The 18,228-nt window shown below is 71.6% G+C and carries 18 protein-coding genes; 9 read left to right on the top strand and 9 right to left on the bottom strand.

Annotated features, from left to right (window positions below):
- Positions 1–44: 44 nt before the first annotated feature.
- The 3 genes from ACFYP0_RS16145 to ACFYP0_RS16135 all read right to left on the bottom strand — a co-directional run bounded on the left by ACFYP0_RS16145 (position 45) and on the right by ACFYP0_RS16135 (position 3,569).
- Positions 45–1,310, bottom strand: a complete 1,266-nt coding sequence (locus ACFYP0_RS16145) for an MFS transporter (protein ID WP_124856939.1) — start codon at positions 1,308–1,310, stop codon at positions 45–47.
- Positions 1,307–1,927 (bottom strand): ArsR/SmtB family transcription factor, encoded by a 621-nt coding sequence (locus ACFYP0_RS16140; protein ID WP_124856937.1) that lies wholly within the window; start codon positions 1,925–1,927, stop codon positions 1,307–1,309. Before ACFYP0_RS16140 ends, ACFYP0_RS16145 begins: the two co-directional genes overlap by 4 nt.
- A gap of 64 nt (positions 1,928–1,991) precedes the next feature.
- Positions 1,992–3,569, bottom strand: a complete 1,578-nt coding sequence (locus tag ACFYP0_RS16135; RefSeq protein WP_355493433.1) for an LLM class flavin-dependent oxidoreductase — start codon at positions 3,567–3,569, stop codon at positions 1,992–1,994.
- Positions 3,570–3,683: 114 nt separating this feature from the next.
- On the opposite strand from ACFYP0_RS16135, the gene ACFYP0_RS16130 reads away from it, so the two are divergent.
- The gene (locus ACFYP0_RS16130; protein WP_355493432.1) at positions 3,684–4,286 is read left to right on the top strand and encodes a MarR family winged helix-turn-helix transcriptional regulator; all 603 of its coding nucleotides are present in this window, start codon (positions 3,684–3,686) and stop codon (positions 4,284–4,286) included.
- Between the two features lie 88 nt (positions 4,287–4,374).
- On the opposite strand, the gene ACFYP0_RS16125 is transcribed toward ACFYP0_RS16130, so the two are convergent.
- Together ACFYP0_RS16125 and ACFYP0_RS16120 are read right to left on the bottom strand one after the other, a co-directional pair.
- Positions 4,375–5,886 (bottom strand): phosphoesterase, encoded by a 1,512-nt coding sequence (locus ACFYP0_RS16125; protein WP_355493431.1) that lies wholly within the window; start codon positions 5,884–5,886, stop codon positions 4,375–4,377.
- Between the two features lie 228 nt (positions 5,887–6,114).
- Positions 6,115–6,777, bottom strand: coding sequence for a hypothetical protein (locus tag ACFYP0_RS16120; RefSeq protein ID WP_244218946.1), 663 nt, complete (start codon positions 6,775–6,777; stop codon positions 6,115–6,117).
- A gap of 422 nt (positions 6,778–7,199) precedes the next feature.
- Here ACFYP0_RS16120 and ACFYP0_RS16115 point away from each other — a divergent pair, with 422 nt between their 5' ends.
- Entirely contained in the window at positions 7,200–8,162 is a 963-nt protein-coding gene (locus ACFYP0_RS16115) for an AraC family transcriptional regulator (RefSeq protein WP_355493430.1), read from the top strand.
- A 46-nt stretch (positions 8,163–8,208) separates the two neighbouring features.
- Here the strand turns inward: ACFYP0_RS16115 and ACFYP0_RS16110 are convergent, their stop codons facing one another.
- Positions 8,209–9,597 carry an aminotransferase-like domain-containing protein gene (locus ACFYP0_RS16110; protein ID WP_355493429.1) on the bottom strand — a complete coding sequence of 463 codons (1,389 nt, stop codon included), beginning with the start codon at positions 9,595–9,597 and terminating at the stop codon, positions 8,209–8,211.
- On the opposite strand from ACFYP0_RS16110, the gene ACFYP0_RS16105 reads away from it, so the two are divergent.
- Entirely contained in the window at positions 9,596–10,552 is a 957-nt protein-coding gene (locus ACFYP0_RS16105; protein WP_386996489.1) for a DMT family transporter, read from the top strand. The two genes, ACFYP0_RS16110 and ACFYP0_RS16105, sit on opposite strands and share 2 nt — an antisense overlap.
- Before the next feature lie 4 nt (positions 10,553–10,556).
- Here ACFYP0_RS16105 and ACFYP0_RS16100 read toward each other — a convergent pair whose 3' ends face one another.
- Entirely contained in the window at positions 10,557–10,952 is a 396-nt protein-coding gene (locus ACFYP0_RS16100) for a winged helix-turn-helix transcriptional regulator (RefSeq protein ID WP_196924914.1), read from the bottom strand.
- Between the two features lie 96 nt (positions 10,953–11,048).
- Between ACFYP0_RS16100 and ACFYP0_RS16095 the strand changes: the two genes are divergently transcribed.
- Positions 11,049–11,906 carry an SDR family oxidoreductase gene (locus tag ACFYP0_RS16095; protein WP_355493427.1) on the top strand — a complete coding sequence of 286 codons (858 nt, stop codon included), beginning with the start codon at positions 11,049–11,051 and terminating at the stop codon, positions 11,904–11,906.
- 184 nt (positions 11,907–12,090) lie between these two features.
- A complete protein-coding gene (locus ACFYP0_RS16090; protein WP_356980369.1) occupies positions 12,091–12,555 on the top strand; it encodes a GNAT family N-acetyltransferase in 465 nt (154 codons plus the stop codon).
- Positions 12,556–12,588: 33 nt separating this feature from the next.
- Here ACFYP0_RS16090 and ACFYP0_RS16085 read toward each other — a convergent pair whose 3' ends face one another.
- A complete protein-coding gene (locus ACFYP0_RS16085) occupies positions 12,589–12,948 on the bottom strand; it encodes a hypothetical protein (protein WP_244218945.1) in 360 nt (119 codons plus the stop codon).
- A 119-nt stretch (positions 12,949–13,067) separates the two neighbouring features.
- Complete coding sequence (locus ACFYP0_RS16080) at positions 13,068–13,754, bottom strand: TetR/AcrR family transcriptional regulator (RefSeq protein ID WP_355493426.1); 687 nt, start codon at positions 13,752–13,754, stop codon at positions 13,068–13,070.
- A gap of 219 nt (positions 13,755–13,973) precedes the next feature.
- Here ACFYP0_RS16080 and ACFYP0_RS16075 point away from each other — a divergent pair, with 219 nt between their 5' ends.
- The 4 genes from ACFYP0_RS16075 to ACFYP0_RS16060 all read left to right on the top strand — a co-directional run bounded on the left by ACFYP0_RS16075 (position 13,974) and on the right by ACFYP0_RS16060 (position 18,222).
- Complete coding sequence (locus tag ACFYP0_RS16075; protein ID WP_124856919.1) at positions 13,974–14,921, top strand: ion transporter; 948 nt, start codon at positions 13,974–13,976, stop codon at positions 14,919–14,921.
- Between the two features lie 78 nt (positions 14,922–14,999).
- A complete protein-coding gene (locus ACFYP0_RS16070) occupies positions 15,000–16,169 on the top strand; it encodes an acyl-CoA dehydrogenase family protein (protein ID WP_355493425.1) in 1,170 nt (389 codons plus the stop codon).
- On the top strand, positions 16,169–17,014 hold the full coding sequence (locus tag ACFYP0_RS16065; RefSeq protein ID WP_355493424.1) for a phosphate/phosphite/phosphonate ABC transporter substrate-binding protein: 846 nt from the start codon (positions 16,169–16,171) through the stop codon (positions 17,012–17,014). Before ACFYP0_RS16070 ends, ACFYP0_RS16065 begins: the two co-directional genes overlap by 1 nt.
- Complete coding sequence (locus ACFYP0_RS16060; RefSeq protein WP_355493423.1) at positions 17,011–18,222, top strand: ferritin-like domain-containing protein; 1,212 nt, start codon at positions 17,011–17,013, stop codon at positions 18,220–18,222. Before ACFYP0_RS16065 ends, ACFYP0_RS16060 begins: the two co-directional genes overlap by 4 nt.
- Positions 18,223–18,228 lie beyond the last annotated feature (6 nt).

Raw genomic sequence — 18,228 nt, 5'->3', positions numbered from 1 at the left:
CGGTGTCCTGGGCCGCGGCTCAGGACACCGCGCCGCCGCTGCCCTCAGGCGGCGTCGATGGTCTGGATGCGGCGCACCGGTGACGCGAGCAACCACAGCACGGCGAGCACGCCACCCAGGCCGGCGATGGCCAGGGTGGGTCGCAGCCCGATGGTGGTGCCCAACGCACCGCCGACCAGCGCACCGAGCGGTCGGATGCCGTAGTTGACGGCACTGTAGGCACCGGCCCGGCGTCCCAGCGCGTCGGCGGGTGTCACGGCGATGATGAGGGCGTTGAGGTTCACGTCCATCAGCATCACCCCGACGCTGGAGACCAGCTCGATGGCCGCCAGCATGGCGACCTTCGTCCAGGTGGGTCCGGACACCAGCGCGGTCAGCGCCAGTGGCGCGGGGAAGAGCACCGCGCCGATCATGGCGGTACGGCCCAGGCCGATGGCGCGCGAGACCCGAGGTGCGAGCGCCGCGCCCGCGAAGCCGCCGAGCGCTCCGAAACCGAGGGCGATGCCGATCGCGCCGGCTGACAGGTCGAGTTCGCGGCTGGCGTAGAGGACCAGCAGCGCGCCAGCGATGAAGGTGAAGAAGTTGACAGTGCTGGTGCAGCCGAGGGCGGCCCGTAGCACCGGGTGCCGCAGCACCAGCACGAGCCCTTCGCGGACCAGGCCGAGAGTGGACGTCCGGCGCGGCGGCGGCGGGGGCTCGGTCACCGGGATGCGGCTGAGCAGCAGCGCGGAGCCGAGGAAGGAGACCGCGTCGACGACGATCGCGACCGGCGCGCTGAGCGCCTGGACCAGCCCACCGCCGACGGCCGGGCCGGCGATGAAGGACAGCGACCGGCTCATGCTCATCTTGCTGTTCGCGTCCACGTACGCCGATCGCGGCACCAGGCCGACGAAGAACGCCTGACGCGCCATGGCGAAGAGCACCGCGCCGAAGCCGGTGAGCAGTGCCACCAGGTAGAGCTGGGTGAGGGTGATCGCGTCGAACAGGTAGGCCACCGGCAGGCTGAGCAGCACGGCGGCGCGGATCAGATCCGCGATGATCAGCAGTCGACGCTTGTGGGTGCGTTGGTCCACCCAGGCGCCCAGGAACAGGCCCAGCAGGTTGGGCAGCCAGATCAGCGCGGTGAGGACGCTGACCTGCACGGGGGTGGCGGTGAGCAGGGTGACGGCGATCAGCGGTAGGGCCAGTTCACTGATCCGATCGCCGAAGTGGGAGATCGTCTCGCTGATCCAGAAGGTGCGGAACCGCCGGTCGCGGTGCAGGGCCGGCGGGGGCCCGGTGTCGGCGGGGGCGTCGGTGGCGGCGGTCACGACGTGGCCGCGTCGTCGTCGCCGGGCTCGGCCGGGGCTTCGTCCCCCGGCTCGGGCAGCAGGTAGCGCAGCATGCGGACGATCCGCGCGTCGGGCGGGGCCGCCCCCTCCTTGCGCCGCACGTACGGGGCGATCAGTTCTTCAATGGACTCCTCCAGTTGCCGCAGCTCGTCGGCGGTGGCCACGAACCGCGTGTCGGCCATGCCGGCCAGCGTGCGCCACTCAGGGTCCAGTCGGGGCTCCTCATGCAGCAGCCACTGCTGGGGTGCATCGGCGTTGCGGGCGAACATCTCGCCGCGTAGCTGCCGGCTGGCGGACTGCCCCTCGGTGCCCTCCGGCACCGTGAAGCGGAAGCCTCGGGCTGCCGCCTGCCACCAGCGTTCCCGCTTGCTGGTGGCACCGTCCCAGTCGAGGACCAGGCCGAACGTCGCGAGGTGCCGCAGATGCCAGCTGACCACCGACGGTGTGGCGCCGACGTGCGGCGAGAGCCCGGTGGCCGTGGCCGGGCCGTGCCGCTGAAGGTGCTCCAGGATCGCCAGCCGGACCGGGTGGGCCAGCGCCCGAAGCGCCTGCGGCTCGCTGATCTCGAAATCCCCGTACGGATTCTTGAGAGACATGTTTCGAGAGTAGTCTCTCAGATTGGATCGGGGCAACCCCGAGCCGCCGCCGCGGCCCCGTTGATCAGGCGATGCCCAACCGCGCCAACGGCTCGACCAGCTCCCGCTCCTCGTAGCTGAGGTGCGACAGGAGGGCGTCGGTCAGCAGGTCCACCGCGGCCCGCAGCTCGGCGAGGCCGTCCGGAGACCCGACGTACGCGACCAGGGCCCGGTCGACACCCTCCAGCACGTCGTGGATGACGTGATGCTCCTGCTCCAGCCGGTCGACCACCGGGCCGAGTCGGGGATCACGTGCCCGCAACCGGGGGAAGAGCGACTGGTCCTCGATCGTGTGGTGGGTGGTGACGATGCGGCAGTACGACTCGCAGTAGACGCCGAGGGTCCACCGGTTCTGCCTCATGGTCATCGTGTTGATGTGGGACCGGGCCGCACCGGCGTCGATCTCGCCGGCCGCCACCTGCTCGATCAGGTCGTGAATCTGGGCCAGCTCGGCGCGCAGGCCGTCGTGGATCTGCACGAGGTGTGCGCCGGTGGCCTGCTCCTGCGGGGTGTAGGCGCGCTCCGGGTCGGGCTCAGGCCCGGTCGGCCGGGTCGACTCGTCCCACACCTGCTGCTCGCTTCGCCGTACGCCGTCGTCCGGGGTCGGCACCACGGCGAACGCACCACCGGTCGCGGCGGCGCGGCTCGCCCGGACCGGCGGCGCAGCGACCGGCTCCGGCTCGGGTTCCGGCGTACGCTCCGCAGCCGCGCCCCGGTCACGTTCGGCAGCGACCAGCTCGCGAACGGCGGGGGCCACCTCGCCGGCGAAGCGGCGCAGGTCGTCGGGGTCGTCGCTGCCCAGGATGAAGGTACCGACGCCCTCCTCCAGTGCGAGTTCGGCCAGCTCCTCGGCCCACTGCTCGGCGGGCCCGTTCAGTGGGCCGCGCCCGACGGTCGAGAACTCTCCGGCGATGTTGAGCAGCCGGCGCACGTCCCGCGGGGACCGGCCGGCCTGCTGGGCGGCGTCGTCGATGATCGCGTTGCCCTTGGTCAGGTCACCGGGCTGGAGGTAGCCCAGCGAGGGCAGCCAACCGTCGGCCCGACGACCGGTGAGCCGGAGCATCCGGGGCTTGTACGCACCCAGCCAGATCGGCACCGCGTGGGCCGGAGCGGGACCGCGCTTGGCGCCCACCACCCGGTGGAACTCGCCGTCGACCCGCACTCCCCCGCGCGTCTCGACGTCCCAGAGCTGACGGACGACCTCGATGGCCTCCTCCAGCGCTCGTACGCCCTGGCCGGGGGTCAGCCGCCGGCCGCCCATCGCCTCGATGGCATCCCAGAACGCCCCCGCCCCGAGGCCGAGGCTGATCCGGCCACCGCTGAGCAGGTCGAGGCTGGCCACACTGCGGGCGAGCACCGCCGGCGGACGAAGTGGCAGGTTCGTCACATTCGCCGCCAGGTGCACCCGGTCGGTGCGGGCCGCCACGAAGCTCAGCAGCGTCCAGGTGTCGAGGAACGCCGGCTGGTAGGGGTGATCCTGAAAGGTGACCAGGTCCAACCCGACCTGCTCGGCCAGGACGGCGACACCGACCGTACGGTCCGGATTGTCAGCGCTGGGCGTGACGAAGGAGCCGAAGACCAGGTCGTGGCCGTAGTCGCTCATCTGCGAGCCTCCCGATTTCCCCGACGCCTCGGACGATGCGTCGCAACCTTAACCTTATGCCACACAGAACATCTTCTGCCAACAAGGTCTGGCTCACTGCGCTATTGTCGGGGGATGACGGGTGCCTCTCACCGGCCGGACCGGCCCGATCCGCTCGACGACGACCTGGGCTGGATGCTCGGGATCGTCTTCCGCGGCTACGTCCGGGCGGCCGAGCACGCGCTCACCGATTTCCCCGGCGGCCCACGCGGCTACCAACTGCTCACCGCGGCCAGCAACGGGCCGGCCCGAAACCAGGGCGCGATCGCCGAGGAGATCGGCATCGACCGCACCGTCCTCACGTACCTGATCGATGACCTGGAGCGGCCCGGGTTCGTCGCCCGGCGCGCGGACCCGGCAGACCGACGCAACCGGCTGATCGAGGTCACCGACGCCGGCCGTGCCGCGTGGGAGCAGCGGCGGTTGGCACTGCGGCAGGTCGAGTCGCACCTGCTGGGGGCGCTCACCTCGGCCGAGTCGGCGACGCTGCGGTCACTGCTCCAGAAGGTCGCCTGCTCGGCCCAGGCGGTGGACCCGTTGCGCGACCTCTGCGAGGTGGTGACACAGGTGCAGGCCGACTCGGCGACACCGGCGCCTGCTGCGCGCCGGACCGGCGCCGCGACGGCGCGGAGCGGGCGAACCGCCACCCCCCGAGCCCGCCGCAGCAGGCCCGACTGACCTGGATGCGACATCGGGCCCGCCCCGCACCGCCCGACGTCGTCCGTCGAGCGGTGCCGGACAGGCCCGATGTCGCTACCGCGCCCGGTCAGCGCACGTGCACGAAGACCGGGTTCGAGTAGAACCACAGGTCGTCCCACGGGCTCTCCAGCCCATCGGCGAGCGGCTCGGCCTCGTCGGTGCTGGTGCCACGCACCCGCGCGTAGGTGTCCGCCTCGACGTTGCGCAAGGTGTGCCGGATGACGTAGCTGTCGCCCTGCCGACGCCAGTCCCGCGGGCCGAACCGGGCCGCCACCTTGGTGGTGGAATTGGTGTCGGCGTCCAGGCTGGCGCTCGGACCGGTGATCTCACCGACGATCAGGTCGACCCGGCGGACCTCGGGCCGGTCGCCGTTCGCGTTCACCCCACCCAGCGGTCGGAAGGTGATCTCGATCTCGACATCGGTACGGCTGCGACGGCTCACCGTGATCGTCTCGCCCACCTCGGCGGTCCTGCCCTGGGACCTGGCGGTGACGTCGAGGCTGCGGATCAGGTCACCGGTGGTGACCCAGATCCGGCCGTTGCGCAGGCCATCCATGATGTCGCCGTAGTCCTGGCGGGCGTGCACGTACGTCTTGCTGTACTCGCCCGGCCAGAAGTCGGAGCCGCCCCGGGTCCAGTGCACGTGCGAGTCCGAGGTCGCGGTGATCCACCAGCGCCGGCCCTCGCCGAGCAGTGAGTCCCACAGGCCGCCGACCCGGGCGGTCATCTGGTCGAAGCCGCCGTAGGTGGGGTGGTTGCCGTAGCCGCCCCGCTTGCCACCGTTGAGCGGGCCGGCCTGGTGACCGGGCGCGCCCTCGAAGCCGATGTAGACGTCCGGCGCGGCGTTGTTGCCGTTGCGGAACTCGCGCGGGGTGTCCTGGCCGTAGACGCCGAGACCGGGCGCCGAACGGGACGCGTGGTGGGCGATCACCAGCGGCTTGTGCGGCATGCCCCGGGCGACCTTGAGGAACTCCACCATTCTGGCCTCGGTGTCGCGGGCCGGGTCGGTGGGGAACGCGTCGTACTTGGCGAACCGGCTCTCCAGCTCGAAGAGCTGCTTCGCCTCGTCCTCGTGGCGCGGGATCATCAGCGTGTGGTGGTCCAGCGAGGGCGCGTCGAACTCCATACCCCAGAACTGGAGCACCTCGGGGACCAGCTTGCGGGACCGCAGCAGGTCGGGGTACGCCTGCTCGATGTTCACCTTCGAGTGGGTCGGTCCACCGTGGTCGGTGCACATCGCCCAGGTCAGGCCGAAGTTCTTCGCCATGATGGCGTTGGTGACGATCGGGTAGACCGCGTCCGCGCCCTTGTGGAAGACGATCGGGGACTTCGTGGTGTCGAACTCGCCGCTGTACTCGGAGTGGATATGGTGGTCGCCCGCACGCCACGCCCGGTTCTTGGAGTTGCCCCGGTCGGTCTTGTCGTCGTCACCCGGCCGGCGGTCCTCGTCGGCCCATGCCGCGCCGGCCCCGACCAGTGGGCTGGCCGCGGCCAGCGTCGCGCCGACGCCCGCGTACTTGACCAGCTTGCGCCGGGACAGCTGCGCGTGCTCGGTCTCTTCGGGATGCTTGTCTCTCACCTGAGAGCCTCTCCTCGATCAAGCGAATGCTCTTTCGATCAAGGAGCCTCGGAGAAGGCGGTGAACAGCCGCCGTACGCAGCAGGTGCGCACGATGAACACCCTGCCCCGACCTGCGTGCAACGCCGGATTGGGCAGCAGCGGGTCACCCCGTGCTCGCGCAGTGTCCAGTCGGCACCGAGCTGTCCGGGTCAGGGCACCGGACGACCGGTGCCGGTCGACGGCCCGGTCAGATCCGGGCGCGCGGCAGCCAGCCCAGGAATCGGAGCCGGACCCGGGGTAGCGGCACCGTGGGCAGGTCCTCAGCGGCGGCGACGAGGCAGGAGCCGAGATAGACCGCGAGGGAGGCGCGCGCGCCACCGAACTCGGCGAGCAGTTGGCTCTGCTTGGTGGCGCAGGGCCACTCGCGGCCGCATCCGGTGCAGGTCCAACTCGGCGGGTTGGGGAGGTGCTCCGGCAGCTTGGCGCGGCGGTACCGACCGACGACGCTGTTGTCCGAGCGCACGTCGCGTCGCCGCGCCGCGGCACTTTCGTTGCGGTGGGCCACCGGGCGGGCTCCGGGCAGGTAGCGGCCGACGGTGCCGAAGAGCACCCCGACGCGGATCAGGGCGTCCGGTCCGACGTGCTGGGTCAGCAACGCGGTCATCAGATAGTGCCCCAGCAGGTCGAAGGCGTCACGGTGCAGGCCCAGGTCGCGGCAGAGGTCGACGAACTCCGGCGTGGTCAGTGGCACCCGGTCGTCGAGTGCGCGGCGCAGCACCTCACGGAGCCCACGTCCGAGCCTCTCCAGCGCGTCTCCCTCGCCCAGACCCAGGCTGTCCTCGTCCGCCACCCGGGCCAGCGCCTCGGCGACGGCCAACCGAACGACGCGGTCAGGATCGGTACTGTCCAACGCTTCCCCCTCCGTGGGTCGGCCTTCCGGCAGTGACCCGGTCATCCTCCGACGAATCATGAACAAGATTTCGCTGTCGGCCACGAGGGTGGCTAGGACAGCAGACGTAGAGCCAGTTGGCGCGCTAGCCGGAAAACGAAGTCGAGCTGCCGACACAGCACGGTGATTCGCAGGACGGCGCGTCGGCGATTGTCGTATGGTGACATTCCCATCTACAGATATTGCGGCTCAGACTCGCTGAATGGTCAGACCAGATCCGACACACTCAACCGGTCGCTGCCGTCCCGCTCGCGACGTTCCATCTCACCGCACCGCCGGCCAACGATGCGCCGGGTCACCGCCGAGTACCCCGGCACGTCCCGAACCTGCCGTCGGCACCCGTTCCAGCACCCGGCGGCACCTCCACCGGACGGAGACAGCGGATGACGTCATCGCCAGTGCAGACCCACGAGTTCGACAGCAGTGACCCGGCGACCATCCAGGAATTCCTGTCCGCCACGTACGACCCGAAGCTGCGTATTCAGAGCAGGAACGGATATCGGCTCACCCATCACCGCGTCGACACCGGCCCCTTCGCCATCGCGACCACGCGCCAGAACGGGCACCTTGAGATCGACGCCAGCGCCCTCGGCGGGCTGGCCATCGGTCGCGCTCGCACCGCGCACGGCGATCGCTCCTGCGCCGGATCGGCCCACCGGTTCGGCCCCGGCGATGTCTTCCTCGTGACGAGGCCGGAGGAGCCGTGCACCATCCACTGGCATCCCGGCGAGGTGGAACTCTGCGTACTGGACCTGTCGGTGCTGGCGCAGGTGGCCACCACCGCGCCGACCCGCCGGCCCGGTCGGATCGAGTTCACCGAACTGGGTGCCGCCAGCACTGCCCTCGCCCGTCAGTGGCGCAACACCACCAGCTTCGTTCGCGACATCGTGTTGAACAGCCCGGCCGCCGGGGCACAGTCGCTGGTGATCGGCAACGCCGCCCGGATGCTGGCCGCGGCGGCGCTGGCGGTCTTCCCCAACACCGCGTTCACCGAACCGACCGCCGCGGACCGGAACGACGCCACCACCGCCACGTTGCGACGGGCGATCACGTTTCTGGAGGAGCACGCCGACCGGGACATCAGCGCGGCCGACATCGCCGGCGCCGCCGGCGTCTCCCTCCGGGCGGTGCAACTCGCCTTCCGCCGTCACCTCGGCACCACCCCGATGGCCTACCTGCGTCGGGTCCGGCTCGTCCGGGCACACCACGACCTGGTACGCGCCGACCCGCGCCAGGAGACGGTCTCGGCGATCGCCAGTCGGTGGGGATTCGCCAGCCACAGCAGGTTCACCGCGCGTTACCACGCCAACTTCGGTGTGCCGCCGCGCGAGACGCTGAACACCTGAGGCCGTCCGTCCGCAAAGGGACGCCAACCAGCCAGGCGCCCGGTGTTCAACGGAGGACGCGGGCGAGGCGTCGAACGGCCTCGTCCATGAGTTCGGGCGCGGCTGCCGCGTAGGTGAGGCGTAGGTGCGGGGCCGGGGGCTCGGCCGCGTACCAGGGCCGGCCCGGGAAGACGGCGACGCCTTCGGCCGCTGCGGCAGCGGCCAGTGCCTCGTCGTCGGTGCCGGCGGCGAGGCGCACCCAGAGGTGCATGCCCCCACGGGGGATCGACTGGGGGGCAAGGCTTGGCAGATGCCGGCGTAGTGCGCTCAGCAACGCGTCACGGCGTGTCCGGAGGGCCGTGCGCAGTGCCCGGCGATGCCGCGACCACGCCGGAGAGGTGAGGAAGTCGATCGCCGCCTGTTGCAGTGGTCCGGCGACGAAGAAGTCGTCGAGCAGCCGCGCGGCGCGCAACCGCGCCCCGGCCGGGCCCCGGGCTCCGATGGCGGCGACGCGTAGCCCGGGGGCGGTCGACTTGGTCAGCGAGCGCAGGTAGATGACGTGCCCGTCGAGATCATCGCTGGCCAGTGGTGGCGGGGCTGGACCGTCGATGGTGAGGTCACGGGCGTAGTCGTCCTCGATCAGGAACGCCCCGGCGTCGCGTACGGCCTCGGCGACCTGCGCCCGGCGGTGCTCCGCCAGCGTCGCGCCGTGCGGGTTGGCGTACAGGGGCTGGCAGTAGAAGAGCCGGGCGGCGGTGCGGGCGAACGCGGCGGCGAGTTGGTCGGGCCGTACCCCGTCGGCGTCAGCCGGCACGGGCACCACCCGCAGCCCGGCCGCGCGGGCCGCGGCCAACGCACCCAGGTAGGTCGGCGACTCGACGAGCAGGGCGTCGCCGGGCGCGGTGAGCGCCCGCAACGCGGACGACAGTGCGGCCTGCCCGCCGGGGCAGATCAGCACGTCCTCGGCGTGCAGCCCTGCCCCGGCCTCGCGGGCGAACCAGGCGCGCAGGTCCGCGCGACCCTCGACCGGCCCACGCTGCCAGCTCGCGGGCTGGCGGGCGGCTCGGGTGAGGGCGGCGCCGAGCGCAGCGGCAGGCTGCAGGTCCGCGTGGAGGTAGCCACCGGACAGCGGGATCGTTCCGGCGGGCGTCAGCGCCAAGAGCGCCTGCATCTCATCCTGACCGAACCGGCGGGGCCCGAGCGCGACGGTCTGCCAGGACAGGTCGGGTACGCCTGGCTGGTCCGGCGCAGTGGCCACAAAGGTGCCCCGGCCGGGTCGCGCCTCGATCAGCCCTTCGGCCGCCAACTGACGGATCGCCTCGGCGACGGTGACCGGCGAGGCCTGATGTCGGGCGGTCAGCTCGCGTACCGAGGGCAACCGGGCACCGGGACCGGCGGCGGCAGCGAGACTCCGCAGATCTTGGATAACGCGTTGGGCTGCGTTACCGTTCTCCATGAGGGACAAGAGTAGCGCTACTGTCAGAACCACGGTAACAGCGGATCGGATCGTCGGGCTCGGCCTCGGCGCACTGGGCGTGCTCGGCTTCAGCCTGTCGCTTCCAGCCACCCGCATCGTCGTGCAGCAGCTCGACCCGTGGTTCGTCGCCTTCGGCCGGGCTGTCGGCGCGGGGCTGCTGGCCTGGGCGTACCTGCGTCTCACCGGCGCACCGCGGCCTACCCGCGCTCAGTGGCAACGGCTGCCGATCGTCGCGCTCGGAGTCATCGTCGGCTTTCCCTTGTTCACCTCGATGGCGCTTCTCACCCAGACCTCCGCGCACAGCGCGGTCGTCATCGCCGTGCTGCCCGCGATGACGGCGGTGTTCGCGGTGCTGCGGGCCGGCGAACGCCCGCCGCCGCTGTTCTGGATCGTGAGTGCCGGCGGACTGCTGGCGGTGCTCGCTTTTCTCGGCGCCAGCGGCGCGGTAGGCGGGGCCCTCACCTTGCCCGACCTGTTCCTGCTCGCGGCGGTCGTGCTCTGCGGCCTTGGCTACGCCGAGGGCGGCGCGCTCGCCCGCGAGCTGGGCGGCGCTCGGACGATCTGCTGGGCGTTGCTGCTCTCGCTGCCCGTCACCGTTCCCGTCACGGCCGTTGCCGCCGCCGCCAGTCCGCCGCAGGCCGACGCTCTCGGCTGGTCGGCGTTCGGCTATCTCACCGGGGTCTCGATGTTCCTGGGCTTCTTCGCCTGGTACGCGGGCCTGGCCCGGGGCGGCATAGCGCAGGTGGGCCAGGTCCAACTCGCCCAGCCGGTGCTCACCCTGGGGTGGTCGGCGCTGCTGCTCGGCGAGGTGGTCTCCCCCGCCTCGATCGCGGCGGCGCTGGTGGTGCTGGGATGCGTCGTGGCGACCCAGCGCATCCGCCAGAGCCCACGGACGGTCATGGCGCGACGCGAAGCCGGGGCGGGATCGTCCTAAGGCCTTAGCCCCGGTCGCGCTCGCGGCTGTCGCGGGCGGTCTGCAACTCGGGCACCGAGGCCTCCAGCAGATCGGCGAGGCCACGCAGTTGCTCGGCGACCCGGGCGCCGAGCGGGGTCAGCGAGTATTCGACGCGCGGTGGGATCGCGGTGAGCACTTCGCGGGTGAGCATCCCGTCGCGTTCGAGGGTCTGCAGGGTCTGGGAGAGCATCCGCTCGCTGACCCCGTCGATGCGGCGACGCAGCGCGTTGAAACGGTAGCGGCCCTCGCCGAGCGCCAACAAAGCCAGCGAGGCCCACTTCGAGGTGACGTCCTCGAACGCCGCACGGGAGGTGCAACCCCGCGCGAAGACATCACTGACGAATTCCTGGGTAGGCCCCGCCGGGTCCTGGGCCGGCATGTCGCTCACCTCACCAGCCTATCTCATGCCGCCTATTGGTTAGTGCTGTAGATTCGGAAGTGCTTACTGATCTGTTCCCACCCCTCGGAGGTTCCCATGCCCACCTATGCCGTCACCGGCGCCACCGGCCGGCTGGGCCGCCTGGTGATCGAGCAGTTGCTCGACAGCGGCGTACCCGCCGCCGAGATCGCCGCCATCGTCCGCAGCCCGGAGAAGGCCGCCGACCTGGCCACGCGCGGAGTCGAGATCCGTAAGGCCAGCTACGACGACCCGTCGACGCTGCCCGGCGCCGTGGCCGGCGTACGCCGCCTGCTGCTCATCTCCGGCGACACTCCCGGTCAGCGCGTCGCGCAGCACGCCGCGGTCATCGACGCCGCCAAGCTCGCCGGGGTGGAGCGTCTCATCTACACCAGCATCCTGAAGGCCGACACCACAGCGAACCCGCTCGCCCCGGAGCACAAGGCCACCGAGGAGGTCCTCGCCGCGTCCGGTCTGCCCTACACCGTGCTGCGCAACAGCTGGTACACCGAGAACTACACCGACCAACTCCCGCAGTACCTGGCGTCCGGCACGATCCTCGGCGCCACCGGCGGCAGCAAGATCTCTGCGGCGACCCGGGCCGACTACGCGGTGGCGGCCGCGGCCGCGCTGGCCCGGGAGGAGGACGGCAACGCCGTCTACGAACTGGGCGGCTCCGCGTTCACCTTCGACGAGTTGGCCGAGACCGTCACGGAGGTGACCGGCACCACCGTCGTCCACCAGGACATGTCCGCCGCCGAGCTGGCCTCCGCTTTGGAGAACGTCGGCCTGGACGCGGGCACCGCCGGCTTCGTCGCCGCGCTCGACCACTCGATCGCCAATGGCGAACTGGCAACCGACAGCGACGACCTCAGCCGTTTGCTCGGCCGCCCGAGCACCCCACTGCGCGACGCCATCCGGGCCGCGCGGGCCTGACCGAGTTCATTGCCGAAGCGGGCGGCGGGGGCCCCGGTCGCCGTCGCCCGCTTCGACGCTGAAGCCGCACAGTTATCCTCGGCGGCATGGTGAGGCAGCACGTCGATGAGCAGCTCTCCCGGCCCGTCGGGTCGCCATGTCGGCACGCGTTGCGGTCCGATCTGGACACTCCGGCGTCCGCCCGGTGAACGGCGGCGACTTCGTGGTCCGCGCCGCCGTGGAGCAGGACGACCCCGAGCTGGTCTTCGACGTGCTGTGGCAACTCGCCCCCGACGACGCTCGGCCGGACGCCGCCCGGCTCGCCACCGCCTGGCGCGACCTGCACGCCCAAGCCGGCCGCCGCCTCCTGCTGGCCGTCGCCGGAGACACCTTCGTGGGCACCCTGGACACCCTCGTCGCCCCCAACCTCACCCACGGCGCGCGACCGTACATGGTGGTGGAGAACGTGGTGGTCGCGCCCGGCTGGCGCCGTCGTGGAGTCGCCCGAGCCCTCATGCTGGCGGCGCTCGACGAGGCGACGGCGGCCGGTTGCTACAAGGTCCAGCTGGTGTCGAACGCCGCGCGTACCGACGCCCACCGGTTCTACGCGTCCATCGGGTTCGCGCAGTCCGCTCTCGGTTACCGCCGATATCTCACCACCGCAACGTGACGCCGGCTGCGGGCGCTCCCGCGTCCCGGCCGACTACTCCGCCTCGCCCTGCTCCTCGGTGAGCTCGGCAAGGACGTCGGCCGCGTCAGAGTTCCCGCCGTCGGCGAGCCGACGGAGTTCACCGACGTCCGCCCGCTCCGCGGCCAACTCGACGAGTTGGTCAGCCGCGTCCCGGTCACCCTGGTCGGCGAGACGCCGCAGCTCTTTCGTGTCGCCGAGTTCGGTGGCGAGTTCGACAAGTTGGGCCGCCGCGTCGGCGTTGCCGTCCTCGGCCAGCTGACGCAACTCGCCCAGGTCGCCCCGCTCCCCCGCGAGCTCGACGAGCTGGTCGACCGCGTCCCGGTCACCGTCCTTGGCCCGTTGGCGCAGGTCGGCAAGATCAGAGTCGGACATCGCGCACCTCTCCGCAGTTGGCGCGGGGTCGCCTGGTCCCGCTCACCATCGAGAACCTAGACCAGCGGGCGTCGAGGTGGGCGGAGGACCGGCAGACACCACCGGTACGCCGGAGGTGGTCAGCCCGCCTCGGTCGACTCCCCGAGCAGCAGGCCGGTCAGCAGACTGCGCAGGGTCCGTTCGACGAGATCCGCCCGGGGTGCCGGTCCGGAGGGTTGACTGAACGCCGCGACCAGGTGCGGGTACGCCGCGAGGTCCACTCCCGCGAAGCTGAACGCCCCGGCGGGGGACTCGCGGCGGGCGAAGAGGCTCACCACGCCGGTCATCATCGCGATGGCCTCGAACTTGGCGGCGACGGGGCAGCGCACGGGTTCCAGGATCCGGATGCAGTTGTCGAACCAGGCCAGGCTCTGCGGACCGATGCCGGACGGCCGGTGGATCAACTCGAGCAGCCACGGGTGGGCACCGAACAGCGCCAACTGCCGGCGCCCCAGCAGCACCATCGTCTCCAACCAGTCGCCCTCCACCTGCGGGTACGGGCGCAGCTCCCCCACGGCCCGGTCGGTCATCAGGTCCAGCAGGTCGTCGCGGGACGACAGGTAGCGGTAGAGGGAACCGGCGCCGGTACCGAGCGCGGCGGCCACGGCGCGCATCGACACCGCGGCCAGCCCTTCGGTGTCGGCCAGGGTGATGGCGGCCACGACGATGGCGTCCCGGCTGTGCGCCGGGGCGGGGCCGCGGCTGCCGCGTTCGGGCCTGCTCCAGATCGGCTGCCGGTCGGGGCCGCCTGCGGCTGTGTCACTCACCGACCTACTGTAAACCGCAAACACCGTTCGCGATTTGTGTCGTCGCCGCGCGGATCACGCCGACGCGCGGCGAACGAGTCACGCCGCACGGACGGCGCGGTCGCGCAGCGTCGTTGATCTTGGCTAGGCTGGTGGGCATGCCCGCACACCAGCCGCACCGCCACGACGACGGCCGGCAGTGGGCCCCGGCCCGGCGCGCCTCATCGAGCCGGCCGACTGGTGAGTGACGCACCCGTGCCCGCCCAGCGGGGTGGTCCATCCACACCGCCGCCGCACCGCTCGGGTTGGATCGACCGTTGCGACCGGCTCGCCCGGTCACGGCCCTTCGAGATCGCCATCGTCGTGGTCATCCTCGCCAACGGCATCGTTCTCGGCCTGGAGACGTACGACGATCTCAGCCCTGCGGGCACCGCGCTGCACGCGCTGGAGCTGTTCTTCCGGGCGGTCTTCGTCGTCGAGATCGCCGTCCGGCTGGCCGCCTACGGCAGGCGCCCACAGGACTTCTTCCGGCACGGCTGGAACGTCTTCGACTTCGTGGTGATCACGGCGATCTTCATCCCGGGCCTGCACGGCGACCCGGCGCTGCTACGGGTCGTCCGGGTCGCCCGCATGGTCCGCCTGGTCCGGTTCTCACCGGGCCTGCGGACCATCGTCTCCGCGCTGTGGCGCAGCCTGCCCGGCGTCACCGGGTTCCTCGCCCTGGCCGTGGTGACGCTCTACGTGTACGGCATGGCCGGCTGGCTGATCTTCGGCAACAGGTATCCGGAGGAGTACGGCGACATCGGCCGATCGCTGCTGACGTTGTTCGTGCTGTTGTCGCTGGAGACGCTGCCGGACCTCATCGAGCAGGGCATGGCGATCTCACCATGGACGCTGCTCTACTACGTCAGCTACGTGGTCATCACCGTCAACCTGCTGCTCAACATCCTCATCGCGGTCATCGTGAACTCCATGGAGGAGGCCCGCCGGTTGGAGATGACCGAGCGACTGGCTCCCGGGTACGACGAGGACGGCGACGGCGTACCGGACGAGGTGGACCGGATCGCGCTCACCCAACGGCTGGACGACCTGCGGGCGGTCATCACCGAGTTGGAGCGCGAGCTGCGCATCGACCGGGACGACGGTCACGGCCGACCCCACCGGGACAACGCCCGCGCCAGACGGTGATCCGACGCTCGCGCTGCGTCTTCGGGTTCGGATAGTGTCGACGGCGGTCCCATCGGCCTGCCTTGAGGGGTACCGAGCATGACGACCAGTGTCGACAATGCCCAGACCGCCACCGATCCCACTGACACGCTCGGCACGGTGATCGACGACGTGATCCGCCCGCAGGCGCCGATCGTCGACCGGAACGGGGCCTTCCCCCGTCCGGGTGTCGACGCTCTCGCCGCAGCCGGCCTGCTCGGCCTGGCCTCCTCGACCGAGGTCGGCGGCGCCGGCCACGGCATGCGGGCGGTCGCCGAGGTGATCGAGCGGCTGGCCGCCGAGTGCGGGTCCACCGCGATGGTGGTGCTCATGCACTACGCGGCGACCGCCGTCATCGAGGCGCACGGTCCCCGGGACGTCCGCGCGGCCATCGCCGCCGGCGATCACCTCACCACGTTGGCGTTCTCCGAGTACGGCTCGCGCAGCCACTTCTGGTCGCCGACCGGCACCGCGACAGTCGCCGACGACGACACCGTCCGCCTCGACGCCCGTAAGAGCTGGGTCACCGCGGCCGGCGAGGCCAGCAGCTACGTCTGGTCGAGCCTTCCGCTGACCCGCGACGCCGGCCCGATGACTCTGTGGCTGGTGCCTTCCGACAGCGCCGGCCTGAGCGTGACCGGCGACTTCGACGGGCTGGGTCTGCGGGGCAACGGCTCCCGCCCGATGACCGCCGACGGGCTGCGGGTTCCGTCGACGGCGAGGATGGCGGCCGACGGGGCCGGGCTGGACACCGCGCTCGGCGCGGTCCTGCCCTGGTTCCTGGTGCTCAACGCCGCCTTCTGTCTCGGTCTCGCTGACAGCGCGGTGGCCGAGGCCGGCCGACATCTCACCGGGACCACGCTCGCGCACACCGGCGCCGCCCTGCGCGACGCGCCCGTCACCCGACGCGACCTCGCCCGGCTGATGATCCGTACCGACGCGCTACGCGCCTTCCTGGGCGACACGCTGACCGCACTGGAGACCGGCCGCGACGACGCGATGCTGCGGGTGCTCCAGGTCAAGGCGCTCGCCGGCGAGACCGTCGCCGACGTGACCGATGGCGCGATGCAGCTCTGCGGCGGCAGCGCCTTCCGCAAGGAGTTGGGCCTCGAGCGCCGTTTCCGGGACGCCCGCGCGGCCCGGGTGATGGCGCCGACCACCGACGCGCTGCACGATTTCGTCGGTCGGCTCGCCACCGGGCTCCCGCTGCTCGACGAGGCCAACCGCTGATGCCCGCGCCAACCGTTCTGCTGGGGGCTGTCGCGTACGACCCCAAGGTGGTGACCATCTGGGAGGGCTTCCGCACCTGGCTGCGCGGGCAGGGCCTGGACTTCGACTTCGTCCTCTACTCGCACTACGAGCGACAGGTCGAGGATCTCATCGCCGCACGGATCGACGCGGCCTGGAACTCTCCCCTGGCCTACCTGCGGGCCGAGCGGCTGGCGGCCGCCAACGGCACTGCCGTACGCGCGCTCACCATGCGCGACACCGACCAGGACCTCACCTCGGTCGTGGTGGTCCGCGCGGACTCGCCGGTGCGCCAGCTCGCGGACCTCGCCGGACGGGTGGTCGCCGTCGGGGCGGTCGACAGTCCACAGGCGACGCTGATCCCGCTGGACCACCTCGCCGCGCGCGGAGTCACCGTCGACGTACGCCGCTTCGACGTGGGTGTCGGCCTGCACGGCGACCACATCGGCGGCGAACGCGACGCAGCCCGCGCCCTGGTGGCCGGGGAGGTCGACGCCGCCTGCATGATCGACGCCAACCATCTGGCATTTGTCCAGGAGGGCACGTTACCGCCCGAGGGCACCCGGATCGTGGCGCAGACCGCACGCTACGACCACTGCAACATGACGGTCCGCGCACCGGAGTCCGACGGGGTCCGGCTCTTCGGCACGCTGCTGCTCGGCATGTCGTACGCCGATCCGCAGGTGCGTCCGCTGCTGGACCTGGAGGGGCTGACGGCCTGGCGGGAGGGCCGCACCACGGGGTACGACGTCCTCGCCGACGCGGTCGACACCAGCGGTTTCTACTCCCCCGACGGGCGGGTGACGGCCACGGACTACCGGCCGTGAGCGCGACACCGGGCGCCGCGCTCGACCTGGGTGACCTGGGTTTCGGCCGGGGCGCGCACCTGCTCGTGCAGCGCGCCCTGGCCGGGTTGCCGCCCGGCGGCCGGTTGGCGGTCTCCGGGCGCGACCCGGCGCTGCGCGTACACCTGCCCGCCTGGTGTCGTGGCCGGGGCCACCAGGTCGAATGGCCGGATCGGGGCGAGGCGAACGAGTTGGTGGCGGTGGTGGTCCGGGGGTCGGCGGATGACGACCGCTGGTTCGGCGCGGAGCGGGCTGGGCCGGCCCTGCCGTCGGCGCTCAGCAGCCGTCCACCCGCACGGTGGGGGCTCGGCGTCCGGGGCGCGCTGCTCGAAGCCGGTGGTCCGGAGGCCCGGTTCGACCTGGACGACCGTGACCTGGTCTGGGCCGACATCGCCCCCCACCTGTACGCGCAGGCTGCCGCCCGACAGTGGGACCCGCAGACCGCGGTGCCGTGGGACGACCCGTTCGCGCTGCCGGCCGACGTCGAGGCCGCGGTGGTGCAGGTGATGACGTACCTGGTCGAGAACGAGCAGGCAGCCCTCGTCGTGCCGGCCCGGTTCGTGGGACGCATCCACCCGCACTTCCGGGAGGTCGTGCAGCTTCTCGCCGTGCAGATGGCCGACGAGGCCCGACACATGGAGGTCTTCAGCCGGCGGGCGCTGCTACGGGGCGCCGAGATGGGCACGTCGTCCGCCGGCGGTCGGCAGTCGCTGTTCACCCTCGTCGCGGAGGCGGACTTCGCGCTGGCGTCGTTCCTCCTCTCCGTGCTCGGCGAGGGCAGCTTCGTCGATCTGCTGTCGTTCCTGCACGAGTTCGCCCCGGACCCGGTGACCCGTCGGATCTGTTGGCTCGCCATGCAGGACGAGCGCCGGCACGTGGTGTTCGGCATGGCACACCTGGAGCATCAGGCGCAGTCGGATCCACTGCTGCGCGACCGGCTGCGGGCGGCCATCCACCGCCGTCACGACGCGCTGGTCGACACGGCGGGCCTCAACGCGGACGTCTTCGACGCGCTGGTGGTGCTCGCGGCGGGTGGTTGGCATCCGGACGACGTGTCCGCCGGCTTCGGCCGGGTGCAGGCTCTGCAACACGCGATGGATCAGGGCCGTCAACGCCGACTCGTCCGCCTGGGCTTCCGGGCCGACGAGGCGGCGGCGCTCTCCGCCCTGCACACCCGCAACTTCATGTAGCCGATC

The organism is Micromonospora arida (assembly GCF_042873195.1).
Classification (GTDB): Bacteria; Actinomycetota; Actinomycetes; order Mycobacteriales; family Micromonosporaceae; genus Micromonospora; species Micromonospora arida.
Note: the sequence above shows the minus strand (reverse complement) of the source record. Positions and strands in the feature narration are given on the sequence as shown.

Bases quoted from the DNA above. Each gene is read 5' to 3' on its own strand.
- ACFYP0_RS16140 (WP_124856937.1), bottom strand. From the start codon at position 1,927: ATGTCTCTCAAGAATCCGTACGGGGATTTCGAGATCAGCGAGCCGCAG.
- ACFYP0_RS16135 (WP_355493433.1), bottom strand. From the start codon at position 3,569: ATGAGCGACTACGGCCACGACCTGGTCTTCGGCTCCTTCGTCACGCCC.
- ACFYP0_RS16130 (WP_355493432.1), top strand. From the start codon at position 3,684: ATGACGGGTGCCTCTCACCGGCCGGACCGGCCCGATCCGCTCGACGAC.
- ACFYP0_RS16115 (WP_355493430.1), top strand. From the start codon at position 7,200: ATGACGTCATCGCCAGTGCAGACCCACGAGTTCGACAGCAGTGACCCG.
- ACFYP0_RS16105 (WP_386996489.1), top strand. From the start codon at position 9,596: ATGAGGGACAAGAGTAGCGCTACTGTCAGAACCACGGTAACAGCGGAT.
- ACFYP0_RS16110 (WP_355493429.1), bottom strand. From the start codon at position 9,597: ATGGAGAACGGTAACGCAGCCCAACGCGTTATCCAAGATCTGCGGAGT.
- ACFYP0_RS16100 (WP_196924914.1), bottom strand. From the start codon at position 10,952: ATGCCGGCCCAGGACCCGGCGGGGCCTACCCAGGAATTCGTCAGTGAT.
- ACFYP0_RS16095 (WP_355493427.1), top strand. From the start codon at position 11,049: ATGCCCACCTATGCCGTCACCGGCGCCACCGGCCGGCTGGGCCGCCTG.
- ACFYP0_RS16085 (WP_244218945.1), bottom strand. From the start codon at position 12,948: ATGTCCGACTCTGATCTTGCCGACCTGCGCCAACGGGCCAAGGACGGT.
- ACFYP0_RS16070 (WP_355493425.1), top strand. From the start codon at position 15,000: ATGACGACCAGTGTCGACAATGCCCAGACCGCCACCGATCCCACTGAC.
- ACFYP0_RS16065 (WP_355493424.1), top strand. From the start codon at position 16,169: ATGCCCGCGCCAACCGTTCTGCTGGGGGCTGTCGCGTACGACCCCAAG.